Genomic DNA, 20,264 nt, shown 5'->3' with positions numbered 1-20,264 from the left:
ACGTGCACTCATTGATTTCATCTGAAACCAAAGCGAGATTTCATGCTTTCAGTTCTCGACCTTTTTCGCGTGGGGATCGGCCCTTCGAGTTCGCACACTGTTGGGCCAATTCGCATTGCCGCGCGCTTTGTTGATGCGCTCGAGCAATCCGGTGCCTTTGACCGCGTGGATCGTGTTCAGGTCGAGTTACAGGGATCGCTCGCCCTGACAGGTGAAGGGCATGCGAGTCCGAAGGCGGTCATGCTTGGGCTGGCAGGCTTCGCACCGGAAACACTCGATCCGGATGAGGCAGAACTGGCCGTTGCCCGCATTGGCGAAACTCTGAGTTTGAAATTGGCAGGGCGCATGCCCATCCGCTTCGACCCGGCGACTGACATCATCATGGCCTATGACGTTATCCCGGCCCTTCATCCGAACGGGATGCGCCTGACGGCCCATGATGAACAGGGCGGCGTGTTGCTCGACGAGACCTGGTTTTCGACCGGCGGCGGATTCATTGCCTCGCAGCGACAATTGGAGCGGCCGGTAGAAGACGATCTTGTTCCCACGCAAATCAGCGTCCCTTACGCCTTCACATCTGCAGCTGAGCTGATTGAGATGTGCGAACAGGGAGATCTTGCAATTGAGCAGCTTGTCCTTGCCAATGAAGATGTGCTGCGACCCAGAGCTGAGACGATCGCTGCCCTCGATCGGATTGCCGACGTGATGCGCGGCTGCATTGAGCGCGGGCTTGCCAAGGACGGACTTCTGCCCGGAAAGCTGAAGGTGAAGCGTCGCGCTGCGGCGCTTTGGAAAAAGCTCAATGATGATCGCGGATCCAATGAGCGGGAGCAGCTCTTCGACTGGTTGAATGTTTATGCGATGGCGGTGAACGAGGAAAATGCCGCAGGCGGGCAGGTGGTGACCGCGCCGACCAATGGTGCGGCGGGAATCATCCCGGCCGTTATCCAGCATTACTGCTCAGACACTGACGATTCGGTCGATCGCACGCGTCGCTTTCTGCTGACGGCAGGCGCTATTGGAATCCTGTACAAGCAACGCGCGTCGATCTCCGGTGCGGAAATGGGATGCCAGGGCGAAGTCGGCGTTGCCTGCTCAATGGCGGCGGGAGGACTTGCCGCGGTGTGGGGCGCGAACCAGCAACAGGTGGCGAATGCGGCGGAGATCGGGATGGAGCACAATCTCGGCCTGACTTGCGATCCGGTAGGCGGGCTTGTGCAGATACCCTGTATCGAACGCAACGCGATAGGTGCGGTGAAGGCGGTGAACGCGGCTCGTCTGGCGCTGCACTCGACGGGGCATACTCATGTGTCTCTTGATCAGGTCATCGAGACGATGCGGCAGACCGGGCTCGACATGTCTTCTAAATACAAGGAAACCAGTCAGGGTGGTCTGGCCGTTAACGTCGTGGAGTGCTGATGACGCGCGTCAACAATCTCGGCTCCCTGCTGGAAAGCCTGCAGGAACGAACCTCTGGTGAAAAGGTGTCCGTCGGGGCGATGCTGGATGCCGTGGGGCGTCGATCCTATGGTCCCTTGTTGCTCCTGCTTGGCTTCGTGTCGATCAGTCCCTTAACCATCATCCCGGGCGCAAACTGGCTTGTGGCGCTGATTATCTTGTTGATTGCCGCGCAGATTGTATTCGGGAAGAAGTTTCCGTGGGTGCCGCGCAGAATACTGGAGTTCGAGTTTCCCCGGTCGGCGCTGCTTCAGGGCGTTGAGCAGGCTTACCCCTATGTCTGCCAGGTGGACCGATTCCTGAAACCGCGACTCGCTTTCCTGACAGAGCCGCCTTTCGTTCAACTCGTCGCATTGATCTGTATCGCAGCGGCGCTGGTGTCGTTTCCGCTGGGCCTCATTCCGTTTGGTCCGGTGTTGCCGGGCGTAACGGTCTTGCTGTTTGGATTGGCCCTTACCGCGCGGGATGGATTCGTGCTGATCCTGGCCGGACTGGGCCTCGCCGGAAGCTGCTATCTCATGATCCGGCTTTGGGAGCGGCTTGTCGGCTAAAACCAAGCAATAGCAACGCACAAGACTTAAATCTGAATTGTAGGGGAAGGTGGCTCCGCGAGTAGGACTCGAACCTACGACCGGGCGATTAACAGTCGCCTGCTCTACCAACTGAGCTATCGCGGAACAGCTGAAGACGGGTGAATAGCAGACCCGAAAACCGGTTCAAGCCCCCACATGCTGCAGACTGACAAAAACTTGCACTTTTCGCAAAAAAAAAGGCGGGAGACATGAAGCTCCCGCCGAGGCGTTGGGTGATGGTGGGTGTCTCCAAGAGAAGACAGGATCAACATCCCTCAAATTGGTTAACGGGCTGTAAACGGTTTGAAAACGCCGGCACGAAAATTCGCAAAACTGTGTTTACGACTTCGAAATCATGAAAATCGCTGCGCGGGCGACCTGGTCGCGGCCGGCGGGCGGGCTGTGGCGGATTGGAGTGGTGATTTGAAAGTCTGGAGGCTCCGACCGGAATCGAACCGGTGTACACGGATTTGCAATCCGCTGCGTCACCACTCCGCCACAGAGCCGGACCAGAAGGCGCGTCGTTTAGCAACGAACTCGGCCGCATGCAATCTGTCCTTTTCATGCGACGTGCGTTTATCGCGCATTGCGCACCGGAAATCCCATGTTAAAGGGCTGACTATTACGCGACAGCCAGCCCGAGAGGGAATGAGAGATGAATTACGATAAAGCCCGTGAGATCATGGTCGACACGCAGGTGCGCCCGAATGATGTCTCGAATCCCGAAATCGTCTCGGCCTTCATGAAAACCCCGCGCGAGGCCTTCGTGCCATCCTCGCGCAAATCTGTCGCTTACTCGGAGCTGGAAATCGAGACTTCGGAAGGCCGGTCTCTCTGGACGCCGCGCGATACGGGCAAGCTGGTGAAGCTGGCGGGTATCAAGCCGACGGATATTGTGCTCGTCGTAGGTGCCGGCTCTGGGTACGAAGCGGCGCTTATCAGCCGTCTGGCGGAAACTGTCATCGCTCTTGAAGAGGGCGAAGCTCGCGTCGATGCCATGTCAGAACGCTTCACCGCGCTCGGCATTGATCAGGCGGTCGCCGTTGAAGGTGATATTGCCATGGGTCTGCCGGACCAGGCACCCTTTGACGTGATCTATGTGTGCGGCATGGTCGAAACCCTGCCGGAAGCTTGGACAGAGCAACTCGCCGAAGGGGGGCGTCTGGCCGTTGTCATGCAGGTCGAAGAAAATCTTGGCCGCGGAAAACTCTATACGCGCGCCGGGGATACGGTGTCTGCACGTGAAGGATTCGACGCGTTTCCCCCGAAATTCTCTGCATTTGACCGCAAGAAGGCATTTGTTTTCTAAAAACGTCTGCTCTGCGACATCTTGTTAAGCATCCAGAAAAGTGAACAGTGTTCACTATCGCCGTTGGCTCCCTTATATTAGAGAAATCGAATATAAGGAATTGAACCGGTTGGAGCTTGAGGAGCGCCGCATGAATTTCCACAGAACCGTCGCCGTATCAGTCATAGCATTGAGCGCAGGCACCTTGTCTGTTGCCAATGCGGAAACGCTGGCGGATGCCGTAAACGCCGCGCTCGCGACCAATCCGGGGCTGCAGGCGCAGCGTGCGGAAGCGGATATCGCTATCGAGAATGTCGAACAGGCCCGGTCGCAGGGGCGCACGACGGTTGATCTGTCAGGTAGCGCGGGCATCGAGTACATCGATTCCAATGCGCCGTTCGCTGAATTGGCGGGCACCAATGGGGATCGTCCCATTGCCAGCGCGCAGATCCAGGCAGCTAAACCGATCTATACCGGCGGTCGTATCCGCGCAGGTGTGCGCCAGGCACAGGCCGGAGTGGACGCCGCTGAGTCGCAATATGTCGCCGCAGAGCAGGATCTGATCCTGCAAGTCGTCACGGCCTATGTGGATGTACGCAGCGATCTGGAAGCTGTCGCGATTCGAGAAAACAATGTCGAAGTGACGGGCGAGCAGGTGCGCGCCGCCTCTGACCGGTTTGATGTGGGCGTTGTGACGCGCACCGACGTATCCTTGTCTCAGGCCCGGCTGGAGGGCGCGCGTGCTGCCCTGGCCGGTGCGCAGGCAACACTCGAAGCAGATATTGCGAACTACCAGTTCCTGACCGGCCTGACGCCCACCGATCTCGCGCCGCCGCCTCCACTCCCGCCTTTGCCCGCATCACTGGACGACGCGCTTCAGATCGCACTGGACAACAACCCGGACCTGATCGCCGCGCGCCACGCAGAACGTGCCGCACGCGAAGCCATCGAAGTGGCCAAGGGCCAGTACAAGCCGCAGATCAGCATCGTGGGAACGGCTGCGCGACAAGAGACCTATAATGATTTCACCCAGCGCGATTCGAGTGTGTCGGCTGTCGCTCAGGGCACGATCCCGCTGTTGTCCGGCGGCCTGATCCAGAGCCAGGTGAAATCGGCGAAACTGCAACGCGCTCAGGCACAGCGTCAGATCGATACACTCCAGCGCAGCATCCGCGCCCAGATCGCGCAATCCTGGTTCGGCTATGAAGCATCGCTCCGCTCTATCGCGGCATCCGAGCGTCAGGTCGAAGCGGCCCAGATCGCGTATGATGGTGCAAAGGAAGAACTGGCTGTCGGCATCCGCACCACGCTGGATGTGCTGGATCAGGAGCAGCAGCTGTTCGAGGCCAGGCTCTCACTGGTTCAGGCGGAACGCGACTCCTATGTCGCCGCTCACAATCTGCTGCGCGCAACCGGACAATTGGCGCCGGAAATGCTGCTTCTGGATGGCGAGGTCGGGGACTCACGTTAACAGTGATAAAAACTTGTTAACACAATCCCCTTAGCGGTTAACGCATAGGGATTCGAACCGCATTACATATCTAAGGGGCTGGCCATGGCCAATGAAGCACACAAGGAACCGACGATGGAGGAAATCCTCGCGTCGATCCGCAAGATCATCTCCGACGATGACGTCGCGCCTCAGGCTGAAGAACCTGCTGCGGTTGAAGAGGCCTCTGCGACAGAAGAATTCAATGCTGACGACCTGCATGACATTGATGATGTCATGTTCGAGGACGAACCGGCCGCAGACGTGCAGCCTGTTGAAGTAGAGATGGAGTCCGAGGTCGAGGACGCGTTTGAAGTCGAATTCGAACAGTTCGAATCGACTGCCGATGATGTCAGCGAGCCGCCGAGCTTCGAGGAAATGCTTGGCGCGGCCCGTGCGGTCGTTGCGGCGCCAAAAGCCGAAGAAGCAGAAGAGCTTGTAGAAGAAGTATTTCCGGAAGCGGTGGCGGAAGATGTCGCTCCGGAACCAGAATTTCAGCCTGAACCTGAACCCGTTGCACCGGAACCGGTGGCGGCATCCGTGGAGGAAGACATGGCGGCAACTGCACGCTATCAGCAAACTGTACTGACCGACGACCAGACGGCCGATGTGGCGGCTGGCGCGCTGGGCAAACTCATTTCCAAGATGGATATGGGCGGTGACAATACGATCGAGGGGCTCGTTCGCGAGATGCTCAAGCCGATGATGAAAGATTGGCTCGATGCCAACCTTCCGAAGATCGTTGAAGAGAAAGTCGAGGCCGAGGTACAGCGCATTGCCCGCATGGCGCGCTAGCCTCTCCTGACAAATACGTTATAGGGAAGGGCGCGCCGTCACTGGCGCGCCTTTTCTTTTACATGGAATACGCCTGAACCAATGCTCGACCAAAGATTTGACCCCGCAGAAGCCGAACCACGCCTGTACAAGGCCTGGGAAGACCAAGGCTGCTTCAAACCCTCCGGCGATACGTCTGCGCAGGCCTATTCCATCGTCATTCCACCGCCGAACGTAACCGGTGTGCTGCACATGGGCCACGCGCTCAACAACACGCTTCAGGATGTGCTTATCCGGTTCGAGCGGATGCGCGGCAAGAACGTCCTCTGGCAGCCCGGCACAGACCATGCCGGTATCGCGACCCAGATGGTGGTTGAGCGCAAGCTGGCCCAGGAAGGCAATCAGGATCGCCGCTCGATGGGGCGCGATGCATTCGTGGATCGCGTGTGGGAGTGGAAAGAGGAATCCGGCGGCGCGATCGTCGGCCAGCTGAAGCGCCTTGGCGCGTCCTGTGACTGGTCGAAGGAAGCCTTCACGATGGGCGACCGGAACGACCCGGACAACAGCATGATGCGCGCGGTCACCAAAGTGTTCGTCGAGTTGTACAAGAAGGGTCTGATCTATCGCGACAAGCGGCTCGTGAACTGGGATCCGCACTTCCAGACAGCCATTTCCGATCTCGAAGTCGACCAGCGCGAAGTGCCCGGCCATTACTGGCATTTGCGCTATCCGCTCGCCGATGGCGTCACCTACATGCATCCGGTCAAGGATGAAGACGGGAATGTCGTGGATCAGGAGATGCGCGACTACATCGTCGTCGCCACGTCACGCCCGGAAACCATGCTGGGCGATACCGGCGTCGCTGTGCATCCGGAAGATCCGCGCTATGCGGGACTGATCGGCAAATTTGTCGAGCTGCCCATTGTTGGCCGCCGTATACCGATCATCGCGGACGAATATGCCGACCCGGACAAGGGCTCCGGCGCGGTGAAGATCACGCCTGCGCATGACTTCAACGATTTCGAAGTCGGCAAGCGGGCGGGCCACACGCCACTGAACATTCTGAACGCCACCGCGCATATCGTGGATGGCGGAGAGGCGGACGAAGCTGGCATTCCAGCCGAGTATCGCGGCCTTGAGCGGTTTGAGGCGCGCAAGAAAGTTGTTGAGGCATTCGAGGCCGCAGAACTCCTTCAAGAGATCGAGAACCTCAAGATCGAACAACCTTTCGGCGACCGCTCCAATGTCGTCATTGAGCCGTGGATGACGGATCAATGGTATGTCGACGCAAAGACAATGGCTGAGCCTGCCATTGCGGCGGTAAAGGACGGCAAGACCAAATTCATCCCGGAAAACTGGGAAAAGACCTATTTCAACTGGATGGAAAACATCCAGCCCTGGTGTGTCTCCCGGCAGCTCTGGTGGGGGCACCGGATTCCGGCATGGTACGACGAAGACGGCAATGCGTATGTCGCCTTGAGCGAAGCGGAGGCGCAAGCTGAAGCAGGTCCGGACAAGAAACTTGTTCAGGACGAAGACGTCCTCGACACCTGGTTCTCCTCCGCGCTTTGGCCGTTCTCCACACAGGGATGGCCGGACAAGACGCCGGACCTCGACACCTTCTTCCCGACGGCGACGCTTGTCACCGCGTTCGACATCATCTTCTTCTGGGTTGCCCGGATGATGATGATGAGCCTCGAATTCATGGGAGAAGTTCCGTTCAAGGACGTCTACATCCACGCCCTCGTCCTCGACGAGAAGGGGCAGAAGATGTCCAAGTCCAAGGGCAACGCCATGGACCCGTTGGAGCTGATTGACGAGTACGGCGCTGACGCGCTGCGTTTCACGATGGGCCGTATGGCCGGGCAGGGGCGCAACATCCGCCTGTCCAAGCAGGCCGTTGAGGGCAACCGCAACTTCGCCACCAAGCTCTGGAATGCCGCGCGCTTTGCTGAGATGAATGAATGCGGCGCGCCGGGCGAAATCGATTTCGGCAAGATCGAAAGTCCGGTGAACCGCTGGATTCTGTCCGAACTTACTCAGTGTGCTGTAGACGTGACCAGGGGCATTGAGGATTACAAGTTCAATGAGGCCGCGGGTGCGCTCTACAAGTTCATCTGGAACACGCTGTGTGACTGGTATCTCGAACTGATCAAGCCGCTGCTGGCCGGTATGGACGATGCCGCCAAACAGGAAACCCGCATGGTCTGTGGCTATGTGCTCGATGAGTCGCTGAAGCTGTTGCACCCATTCATGCCGTTTGTGACGGAAGAATTGTGGGATCGCCGCGCTGAAGGTCGCGCAGCTGACAAGGGCTTCCTGATGCACCAGTCCTGGCCATCGACCGAGGTGTTCACGGATGAGGCCGCCTCGAATGAAATCAACTGGGTGATCGACATGATCACGGAGCTCCGCTCCCTGCGGAATGACCTTGGCGTTCCTGCCGGGACGAAATTGCCGCTCACGCTGGTCAATGCCGGTGCGGAGATCGAAAACCGGGCAATGACGCATGAGGATGTCCTGAAGCGTCTTGCGCGGCTGGAAGACATCTCCATGACCGACACCACCCCCGACGGCGCTGTCACGGCAGTTATCGGCGAGACCATGTCGGCGCTGTCGGTCGCGGACATTGTCGACATCGACGAAGCCCGCAAACGGCTCGACAAGGAACTCGCCCAGCTCGACAAGGACATCACCTCGACCGAGAAGAAGCTGTCGAACGAGAAATTCGTTTCGCGCGCGCCAGCAGAGATTGTCGAGGAAAACCGCGAGCGCATCGTTGACTGGACGGCCCGGCGCGAAAAGCTGAAAGTTGCCCGAAAGGGGCTTGAAGGTCTCTGATCATTGCGGGCATCCTGATCCGGATGAACAGGAGCTTCCCTCATGACCCTTCGCTACCTGATGACCGCTGCGGCGGTCTTGCTGGGCGCTTGCGCCACGCCCACGGCGCCAGAGGCCGAGCCGAACATGCCTGAATGGCGGCTGGTCATTCATGGCGGCGCCGGTGTGATCACGCGCGATGGCATGAGTCCGGAAATGGAGGTGGCCTACACCGCGGCGCTGGAAACTGCGCTTGAAGCCGGGGCTGATGTTCTGCGCTCGGGCGGCAGCGCGCTTGATGCGGTTGAGGCGGCGGTCATTCCGATGGAAGACGATCCGCTGTTCAATGCCGGCTATGGCGCAGTGATGACAGCCAGCCAGGAACACGAACTCGACGCATCGATCATGGATGGTCGCGAGCGAAATGCTGGTGCTGTGGCGGGCGTGAAGCGCGTGCGCAATCCCGTCAAGGCCGCCCGCGCCGTGATGGAGCGGTCCGAACATGTCATGTTCTCTGGGGATGGTGCGGATACCTTCGCCGAGGGGCAGGGCCTCGACATGGTCGACAATTCCTACTTCTACACGGAGCGTCGGCAGAACGCGTTGGAGCGTGTATTGAAAAACAGGCAGCGTACCGCCGAAGATCGCCACGGCACGGTCGGCGCGGTTGCCATCGACAAGGACGGTAACCTTGCAGCGGCGACGACAACGGGCGGCATGACGGCGAAAGCTGCTGGCCGCGTTGGAGATTCCCCGCTGATCGGCGCGGCGACCTATGCAGAGAATGGCGTTTGCGCCGTTTCTGCGACCGGGCATGGTGAGTACTTCATCCGCGTCGGCGTGGCAAAAACGATCTGCGACCGGGTAAAGCTGGCCGGCGAGACAATTGAACAGGCCTCCGGAACAGCGCTGGGCGAAGTGGCAGAACTGGGCGGCGATGGCGGCGTAATCGTCATCGGCGCGGATGGCACCTTCGCCTTTGTCTTCAATTCGGAAGGCATGTACCGGGGCGTCGTTGACCCTTCCGGGGCAAGAACTGCCATCTATGGCGACGATTAGCCTCTTTTCCGCAAAAGGATTGCGCGCTAGGGGCAATCAACACCAAACAGGATAGAACACCCTCATGAGCAAGACCTGGGACAAATCAAGACTGCCCTCCCGCCACGTTACCGAAGGTCCGGAGCGCGCACCTCACCGCAGCTACCTGTATGCAATGGGCCTGTCGACCAAGGACATTCAAAAGCCGCTGGTCGGCGTTGCATCCTGCTGGAATGAGGCGGCCCCGTGCAACACCGCGTTGATGCGCCAGGCGCATGCCGCGTCAGAAGGCGTGAAGAAGGGCGACGGCACGCCACGCGAATTCTGCACCATTACCGTGACCGACGGCATCGCGATGGGCCATGAAGGCATGCGGTCTTCGCTGGTCAGCCGTGACACGATTGCGGACTCTGTCGAACTGTCGATGCGCGGCCATTCCTATGATGCGCTGGTCGGCATTGCGGGTTGTGACAAATCCCTGCCGGGCATGATGATGGCCATGCTGCGTCTGAACGTGCCCAGCGTCTTCCTCTATGGCGGCTCCATCCTGCCGGGCTCCTATGAGGGGCGCGACGTGACGGTGCTGGACGTGTTCGAGGCTGTCGGTGCGCATGCGGCCGGGTCCAATTCCATGACGGACGAGAAGCTGCACGCCCTGGAGAAAGTGGCCTGTCCGGGCGATGGTGCCTGTGGTGGCCAGTTCACGGCCAATACGATGGCGTGTGTGTCCGAAGCCATCGGCCTTGCGCTGCCGCTGTCGTCTGCGCTGCCAGCCCCCTACACTGACCGCGACGGTTACGCCGTGGCAAGTGGTGAAGTCGTGATGCAGCTGCTTGAGAAGAATTTGCGCCCGCGGGACATCTGTACGCGCGAAGCTTTCGAGAATGCCGCCATCGTCGTCGCCGCGACGGGCGGCTCCACCAATGCAGCGCTGCACCTGCCTGCCATGGCGCATGAGTGCGGCGTGAAGTTCGATCTCGAAGACGTTGCGAAGATCTTCCAGAAGACACCTTACATTGCCAATCTGAAGCCTGGCGGCGACTATGTGGCCAAGGATTTCGGTGAAGCGGGCGGCGTGCCGATGCTGATGAAGACGCTGCACGAATCCGGTCTGATCAATGGCGATTGCCTCACGGTGACTGGCAAGACCTGGGCGGAATATCTCGAAGATATCGAATGGGATCCGAACCAGAAAGTCATCCACCCGGCGACAGACCCGATCACGCCAACGGGCGGGGTCGTTGGACTGTGGGGATCGCTTGCGCCGGACGGTGCCATTGTGAAAGTGGCTGGCCTGCACGCGCTGCAATTCTCCGGTCCGGCCCGTGTGTTTGATGGGGAAGAAGCCTGCTTCAAGGCTGTCACCAATCGCGAATACAAGGAAGGCGACGTTCTGGTCATCCGCTATGAGGGGCCAAAGGGCGGCCCTGGCATGCGCGAGATGTTGTCGACCACTGCCGCGATCTACGGCCAGGGCATGGGCGACAAGGTGGCCCTCATCACCGATGGCCGGTTCTCCGGCGCGACCCGTGGTTTCTGCATCGGCCATGTTGGTCCGGAAGCGCAGGAAGGTGGCCCGATCGGCCTGATCAAGGATGGCGACATCATCACGATTGATGCCGAGAAGGGCACGATTGATGTGCACCTGACGCCCGCCGAACTGGAAGATCGCAAGCGCGATTGGAAACCGCGCGTCACGGCCTATGGCTCCGGCGCGTTGCACAAATTCGCAGCGCTGGTTGGTCCGGCCCACAAGGGCGCAACGACCCATCCGGGCTTCGAAGGCGAGCGACACGTCTACGCAGATATCTGACACGGGTTTTACCCGCTACGAATCCAAGCTTAACTGGGGCGGTCTGTTTGCTAGAGGCCGCCCCAGATGACTCAGGATACCCCTTCGATTGATCCCCGACCAACGCAGCAGCCGGTCGATCCGGATGTGCTGAAGGCCCTGGGCGACCTGCCAGAAGAGTTTCAGGGGTTTCCGCGCCTGTTTCAGGATGAGATCCGGCCTGCCTTGCTGACCCGCGAGGCCGAACGTCAGGACGCCGTCGCGAAGGCCCGCCAGGCGCGATATGTCGGCATTGCATTGGCCGTGATTGGCGGACTGGCCGGCGCGTTTCTGGTGCGTCACCCTATCGCCGCGATCATCGCGGTCGTTATCGGGATTGGGTATCTTTACTGGGGCGGCCGCGATGTCCGGCGACTGGGGAAGGAGGCGAAGGATTTGATCGTCCTTCCGGTCGTGCGTGAACTGGGTCTCAACTTCACCGCTGATCCCGGCTCGGTTGAGTCGATTTACAAGCATCGCCATGTCCGCACCGTACCCATCTGGGACCGTGCCAGTTATGAGGACCTGCTGACAGGCCAGCGGCACGGCGTCGATTTTGAATTGTTTGAAGCTCATCTGGAGGAGCGGCGATCCTCAACTGATTCCAAGGGGCGCACCCGGACGCATTGGGTGACGGTGTTCAAAGGCCAATGCCTGCGCTTCCAGTTCACGAAAACATTTTATGGCCGCACCCTGATCACGCGGGACGCCGGCTTCTTCAACCGCTTCGGCGGAGGCAAGGGCATGAGCCGGGCGTCGCTGGAAGATCCGGTGTTTGAAAAGATTTTCGAGGTGTACACGACCGATCAGGTGGAGAGCCGCTTCCTGCTGACGCCGGATCTGATGCAAAATCTCGTCGATCTGGAGAAAGCCTTTCATGGAGGTCGTCTGAAGGCCTGTTTTGATGGCGGCGAGATGTTCATTACGCTGGAAGGTGGCGACCTGTTTGAGCCGGGCAGCATGTTCAAGCCGCTCGACAGCGTGGACCGCGTGCGGGAACTGCTTACGGATTTCGCCGCAATCTTCGGGATTATGGACGCCGTGATCATTGGCCGCCGCAATGAAGGCCTGGCCCGCGATCCATCCTGAAATGGGGCGCTTCCGGGGCAGGCGCGTTCAGCTTTGCTTCAGTGACATCCTGCCATAAAGCCGACACGAGAGAGAAAGGCCCCTTCCATGATGAGATATGTTGTTGCTGCTGCATTGCTTGTTGCTGTTACGCAAACCGCTATCGCCCAGGCGATGACGGCGGCGGACGTTCAGCGCTGCAAGGCAATGGCCGCAACCATGGTCCCAAAGAAGGCTGAGATCGAAGCGTTGCAAGTGAAGCGGGACAAGATGGCCGAAAGCGTCGAGGCGAAGGGCGAAGCTTGGGAAGATGCGGAGATCCACCGTCTCGCATCGGCCTCCCACGCTGAGAAGGCGGAGCAGAACAAGTCGGCCTACCAGGCAGCGAAGAAAAAGCTGATGGGCACCGAACAGGCCCTGCAGGCACTTGCCCGCCAGTTCAATCAGGACATCGCGTCCTATAATCAGAGCTGTGCGACGGATAAATAACGCCGTAACGTTCTTCACGTCACTCTGGACCTGACCGCCCGTTGGTGCGCATCTGGCCGTTCGCCATCGCACTGACTCGCATTGCCCACCAAAATTCTCATACGTGTCAACGTTGACAACTTGATTTTGATGGGCTCCTTGTTGTGCGATAACATTCGAGGCTACGCTTCGGAATAAGCAGACAAGCGGGCAGGGGGTTGCCTGCCGCGATAAATGGGAGGGCGCGCGGGAATGAGCGACGCATCAACGACTGTAAACACAGATGCAGGACAGGGCAGTTTTGGCCAGGTTCTGTTGATCACCGCCGTCGCCACGATCGGCGGATTTCTTTTCGGCTTTGACTCAGGCGTAATCAACGGAACGGTTGATGGCCTGCGCGTGGCCTTTAATTCACAGGATATCGGCACCGGGTTTAACGTGGCCTCCATGCTGCTCGGCTGTGCTGTCGGCGCGGCACTGGCTGGTACGCTGTCAGATGCCTTTGGCCGTCGTACGATGATGATCGTGGCGGCAGTCTGTTTCATCATTTCGGCTTTCGGGTCCGGTGTTGCCGGATCGTCGACAGAGTTCGTGATCTATCGCGTGATCGGCGGACTGGCCGTCGGCGCTGCCAGCGTCATGTCGCCAGCCTATATTTCCGAGGTCGCTCCGGCGAAGTATCGCGGGCGTCTGTCCTCGATCCAGCAGGTCGCGATCATTAGTGGCCTCTTCATCGCTTTCGTCTCGAACTATCTGATTGCGCAGGCGACCGGTGGATCAGCCATGAATGAATGGCTACTCGGCTTTGAAGCCTGGCGCTGGATGTTCTGGATGGAATTGCTGCCGGCAACCTTCTTCCTCGTTGCCTTGCTGTTCATTCCTGAAAGCCCGCGTTTCCTCGTCGCCCAGGGGTCGACTGATCAGGCGCGTTCGATCCTGACACGTCTCTCCGGCGCAAAAGCGGCGCACCGCAAGGTCGATGAAATCGAAGAGTCGCTCGCCAATGACCACAAGCCATCTCTCAAGGATGCGCTGGGCCAGTTCGGCTTCAAACCAATCGTCTGGGTCGGCATCGGTCTGGCTGTGTTCCAGCAACTGGTCGGCATCAATGTCGTCTTCTACTATGGCGCGGTTCTCTGGCAGGCTGTCGGCTTCTCCGAAAGCGATGCCCTGCTCATCAACATCATCTCCGGGGCAGTCTCCATTGTGGCTGTGATCATTGCCCTTCTGCTGATCGACCGGATCGGCCGCAAGCCGCTGCTCTGGGTCGGCTCCGTTGGCATGACGGTCACCCTGGCACTGCTCGTGGTCTGTTTCTCCAATGCGGTTACGGTGGATGGCGCCGTCAGCCTGCCGGGCAGCTATGGCTTGATCGCCCTGTTGTCAGCGAACGCCTATGTTGTGTTCTTCAACGCATCCTGGGGCCCGGTCATGTGGGTGGCGCTCGGTGAGATGTTCCCGAATCAGGTGCGCGGCGCGGGTCTCGCCATCTCTGGCTTTGCTCAGTGGATTGCCAACTTCGCCATCACGATGACCTTCCCGATCATGCTGGCAACGGCTGGTATCGGTCTGGCTGGTGCGTATGGCTTCTATGCCGTGTGTGCCCTGATCTCGGTCTTCTTCGTGTTCAAGGCGGTCCGCGAGACCAAGGGACTCGAGCTTGAGGAAATGCAGGGCTAGGGCCCTTCGACCATTCCGCCCTCGCCGGACGTTCGGCGGGGGCGATTTTTACAAATCAACAAGGGAGGTCGCGATGGCCAAGGCTGTCCGGAAATCGTCAATCATTTCACTGCTGGGTGGCGTCGCCTGTGTGGCATTGGTTGCCGCCTGCGCAAACACACCGATAGAGGCCGAGACGACTGAAACGCTGACTGTTGCCGAACCGGTGCAAACCGCGTTGATGACTGAACGCGATCTTGTCGTGACGCCGGAGCTATGGCCGGAGATTACGGTTCCCGCACTCGACCCGGCGATTGAGGCGCAGATCGACGACATCATGTCGAAGATGACTCTGGAACAGAAGGTGGGCCAGGTCATTCAGGCGGACAGCGACAGCGTCACGCCGGAAGATGTGAAGACATACCGTCTCGGCTCTGTGTTGAGCGGCGGCAGCTCCGCACCCGGCGATGAGGCCTTCGCGCCGATGGATGCCTGGATCGCTGCGGCCGATGCCTATTGGGAGGCCTCCGTCGACCCGGAAGGCGTCGAGATTGCAATTCCGATCATCTGGGGCATTGATGCCGTCCACGGCCATGCCAACCTCGCCGGGGCGACCATCTTTCCGCACAACATCGGCCTTGGCGCCGCGAACAATCCGGACCTGATCGAAGACATTGCCCGCATCACGGCAGAAGAGTTGATCGTGTCCGGTCATGACTGGACCTTTGCGCCCACCATTGCCACGCCGCGCGATGATCGCTGGGGCCGGACCTATGAAGGCTATTCCGAAAGCCCGGAAATCGTCCGCGAATATGCCGAACGGATCGTCTACGGACTGCAGGGGCGCCCCGGTGATGAAGACTTCCTCGGTAATGGTCGGGTGATCTCTAGCGCGAAGCACTATGTTGGCGATGGCGGCACAATGGACGGCATCGACCAGGGTGAAACGCAGGCGACCGAACAGCAGATCATCGACATTCACGCACAAGGATATTTCACCGCGCTCGAAGCCGGTGTGCAGACCGTCATGTCGTCCTTTTCAAGCTGGCAGGGCGTGAAGATGCATGGCAGTCACGCCATGCTGACCGAGGTTCTGAAAGACCGTATGGGCTTCACCGGATTCGTTGTGGGTGACTGGAATGGTCATGGCCAGGTGCCAGGTTGTACGAATACGGACTGCCCGCAATCTCTGAATGCCGGTCTCGACATGTATATGGCTCCGGACAGCTGGCGTGGCCTGTATGACAGCACGCTGCAGCACGTGAAGGATGGCAACATCCCGATGGAACGCCTTGATGACGCCGTGCGCCGCATCCTGCGTGTGAAGCTCGCCTATGGCATCTTTGACAAGCCGGCACCAAGCGCGCGTCCGGGCGCAAATGATGAAAGCCTGCTCGCCACGGATGAAGCGCGTGAAGTGGCTCGCCGCGCTGTGCGGGAATCGCTTGTCCTCTTGAAGAACAATGACAATCTCCTGCCGCTGTCTACAGACCAGACCGTTCTGGTTATCGGCGATGGCGCAGACAGCATCACGAAGGCCGCTGGCGGTTGGACTCTGTCCTGGCAGGGCGGCGGATATGAGAACAGCTATTTCCCGAATGGTGAATCCATTCTCGAGGGCATCGAGAAGGCGCTGCTGCCAGGTGGCGGCACGCTTGTCTTCGACCCTTCCGGGGAAACGGATGTGGACGCCGATGTCGTGATCGCCGTCTATGGCGAAAACCCGTATGCTGAAGGCATCGGCGACATCCGTACGATGGATTTTGTGCCGAATGGCTTCGACACCGAGACGCTGGAAACCTTCAAGGACAAGGGCGTGCCGGTTGTATCGGTCTTCCTGTCCGGGCGTCCGCTCTGGGTGAATCCAGAGATCAATGATTCCGACGCATTCGTTGCGGCCTGGCTGCCGGGCTCTGAAGGGGGCGGTATTGCAGACGTCCTGTTCCAGACGGAGCCGGAGCATGACTTCACAGGGCGTTTGTCTTTCTCGTGGCCAGCCTCCGCACAGCCGGGCCTGCTGAACTCTGAAGATGCGCCGTATGAGCCATTGTTCGCCTATGGCTACGGCCTCAGCTATGGCGACACCGCGACCAATCTCGGCGAGTTGAGCGAAGACCCTGGCCTGTCGGAAGACCTGCAAGGCAATGCAGATCCACGGACGCTGTTCAAGCGCGGTCGCCCCGGTGATCGCTGGAGCGCGCTGCTTGCTTTTGAAGGGTCGTATACGACGCTTCCAGCCGGTGCAACGGAACTGGCCGGTCTCTCTGTCTCACGGACAGACTATGAGATTCAGGAAGATGCGCTGGTCATGTCATGGTCCGAGCCATCAGGCGCGCTCTATATCGGCTCCTTCGCGAACGCTGTCGATCTGAGCGATGCGGGCGAAGCTGGTCTGGATATCGTCTTCGCGGCCAAAGTGCCGGATGGCGGCGAGCACAAGCTGGCGATCAGCGGCTCCTGCGATCAGAGTGGACAGTGCGAGACGGTTGAGGTCTTCACGGTTACCGGAGACGAGTGGGCAGAGTATCGTGCGCCAACGGCCTGCATGGGTCTGACCAATCTTGAACACGTCGATATTCCGGCTGTGATTGGAACGGTTGAGGCAGGCACGGTCGCGATTGCGGATGTCCGGCTTGAGCCATCGACCGGAGATGTGGAGTGCGCTGAGCAATAGGCGCTTTCCCACAAGGGAATATAAAGGCGGCCCCGTTCCGGGCCGCCTTTTTTGGTTAGTCGGACGATCCGTTTTGGGCGTAGACGCCGAACAGCGTGCCGACGAAGCCGCCCGCCTTGTCCGTGCTGAGGATGGTCCCATCCTGCTCCAGCGCAACGGATTGCCAATTGCCTTCCGCGCCGGATTGGTAGAAATTGAGTTCCGGCCCCCGCGCCACGATCTTGAGCTTCAGCGGCTCGCCATTGCCTGAGGCAGCGGGGACTTCTGCCACGACTTCGCCCGTCTCTGGCATGTCGTCCCCAAATCGCTTGCGCAGCCGCACCACAGGCGTGCCATCTGCGTCCACACTTGCGCCGAGCGTGTAATAGGCCGCATCATTCTGAAAAGCCGCGATACCAGCCTCCGCGCCGGGGGCGCGGGCGGTGAAGGAGACTTCGGTCACCGCCTCGGCATTGGTGTGCTGCTGGCGTCGTCCCAGAAAGTTCGGTTGTCCGGCCGTGCCAATCGGTTCCGCGTCCGGCGACAGGAAAAGATTTCCTCCGCCCAGTCGATACCATTGCTCAGAGGGCGTGCGCACCATCAGCCAGTGCATCGGCAGTGCCGCTTCATCATACTCATCCGTGTAGGTGAAGTTTCCGGTCAGGGGCAGCGGGCCGGGCGATTGAGCGGGCAAGGCGGGGCGCTCTACCACATAAGACATCACTTCGCCGGGCTCGGTAATGCGTGGCGCGCCATTCTCCCAGGTAACCGGCATCAGGAAGGTTTCCCGCCCGGTATTGTATTCATTTCCTTGATAGGGGCGCGTCCCCAGAAAGACAGCCCACCAGTTTCCGTCATCATCCTGCGTGAAGTCCACATGTCCGACAGATGTGATCGGGTTCGGGCGATCTTCAGGCAGGTCGCGCTGCGTGAGCACAGGATTGTCCGGATGCGGTGTAAAGGGGCCCATAGGAGAGTCAGCCGTCAGGACGACCTGGGAATGCTGTGGTCCGGTGCCGCCCTCCGCCGCGCTGAGATAATAGGTGCCGTCCACCTTGTAGAGGTGCGGTCCTTCGATCCAGACGGGCTGTTGTGAGAGGTCCACGCCGCCATTTACCGCGACCACGGCCTCGCCAATCGGCTCGAAGGTTTCCGCGTCGACTTCACGAATCCAGATCGCGCGGTGGCCTTCATAGAGCGGTTCACCTTCCGGCGCATCATTGTTCAGAATGTAGACTTTGCCATCCTCATCAAAGAAGATCGACGGGTCGATCCCGCCGACATGGGGCAGCCATTGCGGATCAGACCAGGGGCCGGCCGGATCACTTGCGGTGACGATGAAATTGCCGCCGCAATCCACACATGTATTGATCACGTAGAACAAGCCATCGTGAAACTCGATCGTCGGGGCGAATACACCTCGGGATACGGTCAGCCCGGAAAAGTCCAGCATGTCTGGCCGATCAATCACATTTCCAATCTGCGTCCAGTTCACCAGATCCTGGCTGCGGAAAATCGGGATGCCCGGGAAATGCGTGAAGGAGGAGTTTACAAGGTAATACTCCGTGTCCACCTTAACGATGCTCGGGTCTGGATAATATCCGGCGAGGATCGGATTGCGGGCCTGATTCTCCTCAAGCGGCGCATCAAACACCGGATCGCTACCGGAGTAGGTGAAATAGGAAAAGCTCGCATCAGATGTTTCGGTGACGGTCTGCTGGGTGGGCGCATCCGGCGCGCCGCAGGCCGTCAGCATTGCCAAAGCTATGGCAAGCGCGCTGGCGGCGGCAGGGCGTGAAATGGGGCGGTCGGTCATCTGTTTGGGCTCCCTAATGCTCGTGTCCGGTCTGGACCCGGTTTCTGATCTGGCTATGATAGCGTTATCATAATTACGATGCCAAGGCCGAAAAGGTCGATGAGCCCAAGGGAGGAAACATGACTCGACTCACCAGACGCCACACGCTCGCCATGCTGGCATCCGCAGCCGGCACCGCCGCGTGCGCGACACCGGAAAGCGTGACATCTGCCCGTTCAGGGGAAACACCCCCGCTGAAAGACCTCGCGGCGGCAAAAGGCATTCGCTTCGGCACGTCCATGGATGCCCGCGAAGTCAATCAGGCTGAATACCTCGACATCGTCCTGCGCGATTGCGCGGTGATCGTGGCCGAGAATGAGCACAAGATGTATACCATCCAGCCAACCCCCGATGCGATGAATTGGGTGCCCGGCGATACACTTGTGAATTTCGCCAAGGCAAACGGGCTGGGCATGCGGGGGCACACGCTGATCTGGCAACATCCCGACTGGTTGCCGGATTGGGTCAATCAAAAGCAATTCGCCAGCGCCGCTGAGGCCGAAGCGCTGCTGGGCGGCTATATCGAACGCGTCGCCTCTCGCCATTCAGACTTCATCTATTCCTGGGATGTGGTGAACGAGACCATCGACCCGGAAACGGGGGATATTCGCGAAACCTCCTTCACGCGTGCGATGGGCGCGAATGTCCTGGACTTCGCCTTCCATTCCGCCCGCGCCTCGGCGCCGAATGCCACGCTGGCCTACAATGATTACATGAGCTGGGAACCGAGCCATGAAAAACATCGTTCCGGCGTGCTGCGTATCCTCGAACGGCTGAAGCGCAATGGCGCGCCAATTGATGCGCTCGGCATCCAAAGCCATTCCAATGATGCCCCGCCATCGGCGTTCACCGCCACCCAGCAGAAGATCTGGCGGGCCTTCGTGGAAGAGGCGATCGGCATGGGGCTCGATATCTATCTCACTGAATTCGACGTGAATGATTCCATGATGGTGCCCGGAATTGCCCAGAGGGATCGGGAAATCGCGGCCTTTACGCGCGACTATCTCGACATGATGTTCAGCTATGAGCAGACAAAGGATCTTCTCGTCTGGGGCATCGCTGACAATCACAGCTGGCTTCAGGGCTTCAAGCCCCGCGAAGACGGGATCGCGAAGCGTCCAACCCTGTATGATTCCGACTATCGCCCGAAACTCATGCACGATGCCGTTGCAGCGGCGCTGCGTGCGGCACCTGTTCGGGCCTAGGGTGCGACACGACTCGCCATCTGCCTGAATCGTCTTGTAAAAATTACAGAAACCGTTTGATGTTCATAGTTGAGAATATGCGCGAT

14 protein-coding genes and 2 tRNA genes are annotated in these 20,264 nt (G+C 59.4%); 13 read left to right on the top strand and 3 right to left on the bottom strand.

Annotated features, from left to right (window positions below):
* Positions 1–42: 42 nt before the first annotated feature.
* Both HF931_RS14190 and HF931_RS14185 read left to right on the top strand, forming a co-directional pair.
* The gene (locus HF931_RS14190; RefSeq protein ID WP_273240583.1) at positions 43–1,419 is read left to right on the top strand and encodes an L-serine ammonia-lyase; all 1,377 of its coding nucleotides are present in this window, start codon (positions 43–45) and stop codon (positions 1,417–1,419) included.
* Positions 1,419–2,009, top strand: coding sequence for an exopolysaccharide biosynthesis protein (locus HF931_RS14185; RefSeq protein ID WP_035550330.1), 591 nt, complete (start codon positions 1,419–1,421; stop codon positions 2,007–2,009). Before HF931_RS14190 ends, HF931_RS14185 begins: the two co-directional genes overlap by 1 nt.
* 50 nt (positions 2,010–2,059) lie before the next feature.
* Here HF931_RS14185 and HF931_RS14180 read toward each other — a convergent pair.
* Positions 2,060–2,135, bottom strand: a tRNA-Asn gene (locus HF931_RS14180).
* A gap of 327 nt (positions 2,136–2,462) precedes the next feature.
* A tRNA-Cys gene (locus tag HF931_RS14175) sits at positions 2,463–2,536 on the bottom strand.
* Between the two features lie 149 nt (positions 2,537–2,685).
* Between HF931_RS14175 and HF931_RS14170 the strand changes: the two genes are divergently transcribed.
* The 10 genes from HF931_RS14170 to HF931_RS14125 all read left to right on the top strand — a co-directional run bounded on the left by HF931_RS14170 (position 2,686) and on the right by HF931_RS14125 (position 17,139).
* Entirely contained in the window at positions 2,686–3,339 is a 654-nt protein-coding gene (locus tag HF931_RS14170; protein ID WP_273240581.1) for a protein-L-isoaspartate O-methyltransferase family protein, read from the top strand.
* Positions 3,340–3,469: 130 nt separating this feature from the next.
* Positions 3,470–4,789 carry a TolC family outer membrane protein gene (locus HF931_RS14165; RefSeq protein WP_273240579.1) on the top strand — a complete coding sequence of 440 codons (1,320 nt, stop codon included), beginning with the start codon at positions 3,470–3,472 and terminating at the stop codon, positions 4,787–4,789.
* A gap of 84 nt (positions 4,790–4,873) precedes the next feature.
* Positions 4,874–5,602, top strand: a complete 729-nt coding sequence (locus HF931_RS14160) for a DUF2497 domain-containing protein (RefSeq protein WP_035552407.1) — start codon at positions 4,874–4,876, stop codon at positions 5,600–5,602.
* Positions 5,603–5,683: 81 nt separating this feature from the next.
* On the top strand, positions 5,684–8,422 hold the full coding sequence (locus tag HF931_RS14155; protein ID WP_273240577.1) for a valine--tRNA ligase: 2,739 nt from the start codon (positions 5,684–5,686) through the stop codon (positions 8,420–8,422).
* Between the two features lie 42 nt (positions 8,423–8,464).
* Entirely contained in the window at positions 8,465–9,460 is a 996-nt protein-coding gene (locus HF931_RS14150) for an isoaspartyl peptidase/L-asparaginase family protein (protein ID WP_273240575.1), read from the top strand.
* Between the two features lie 64 nt (positions 9,461–9,524).
* The gene (gene ilvD, locus HF931_RS14145; RefSeq protein ID WP_273240573.1) at positions 9,525–11,252 is read left to right on the top strand and encodes a dihydroxy-acid dehydratase; all 1,728 of its coding nucleotides are present in this window, start codon (positions 9,525–9,527) and stop codon (positions 11,250–11,252) included.
* A gap of 66 nt (positions 11,253–11,318) precedes the next feature.
* Positions 11,319–12,359 (top strand): DUF3137 domain-containing protein, encoded by a 1,041-nt coding sequence (locus HF931_RS14140; protein ID WP_051602713.1) that lies wholly within the window; start codon positions 11,319–11,321, stop codon positions 12,357–12,359.
* Between the two features lie 87 nt (positions 12,360–12,446).
* Positions 12,447–12,827 carry a hypothetical protein gene (locus HF931_RS14135; RefSeq protein WP_035552396.1) on the top strand — a complete coding sequence of 127 codons (381 nt, stop codon included), beginning with the start codon at positions 12,447–12,449 and terminating at the stop codon, positions 12,825–12,827.
* Positions 12,828–13,058: 231 nt separating this feature from the next.
* The gene (locus tag HF931_RS14130) at positions 13,059–14,486 is read left to right on the top strand and encodes a sugar porter family MFS transporter (protein ID WP_035552394.1); all 1,428 of its coding nucleotides are present in this window, start codon (positions 13,059–13,061) and stop codon (positions 14,484–14,486) included.
* Between the two features lie 73 nt (positions 14,487–14,559).
* Positions 14,560–17,139 (top strand): glycoside hydrolase family 3 protein, encoded by a 2,580-nt coding sequence (locus HF931_RS14125; RefSeq protein WP_035552391.1) that lies wholly within the window; start codon positions 14,560–14,562, stop codon positions 17,137–17,139.
* 55 nt (positions 17,140–17,194) lie between these two features.
* On the opposite strand, the gene HF931_RS14120 is transcribed toward HF931_RS14125, so the two are convergent.
* Positions 17,195–18,934 carry a glycoside hydrolase family 43 protein gene (locus HF931_RS14120; protein WP_273240568.1) on the bottom strand — a complete coding sequence of 580 codons (1,740 nt, stop codon included), beginning with the start codon at positions 18,932–18,934 and terminating at the stop codon, positions 17,195–17,197.
* 119 nt (positions 18,935–19,053) lie between these two features.
* On the opposite strand from HF931_RS14120, the gene HF931_RS14115 reads away from it, so the two are divergent.
* Positions 19,054–20,178 carry an endo-1,4-beta-xylanase gene (locus HF931_RS14115; RefSeq protein ID WP_035552388.1) on the top strand — a complete coding sequence of 375 codons (1,125 nt, stop codon included), beginning with the start codon at positions 19,054–19,056 and terminating at the stop codon, positions 20,176–20,178.
* Positions 20,179–20,264 lie beyond the last annotated feature (86 nt).

Source organism: Hyphomonas atlantica corrig., assembly GCF_017795365.1.
Lineage (GTDB): Bacteria > Pseudomonadota > Alphaproteobacteria > Caulobacterales > Hyphomonadaceae > Hyphomonas > Hyphomonas atlantica.
The sequence above is the reverse complement of the archived record's forward strand: the minus strand, read 5'-3'. Positions and strand labels throughout refer to the sequence as shown.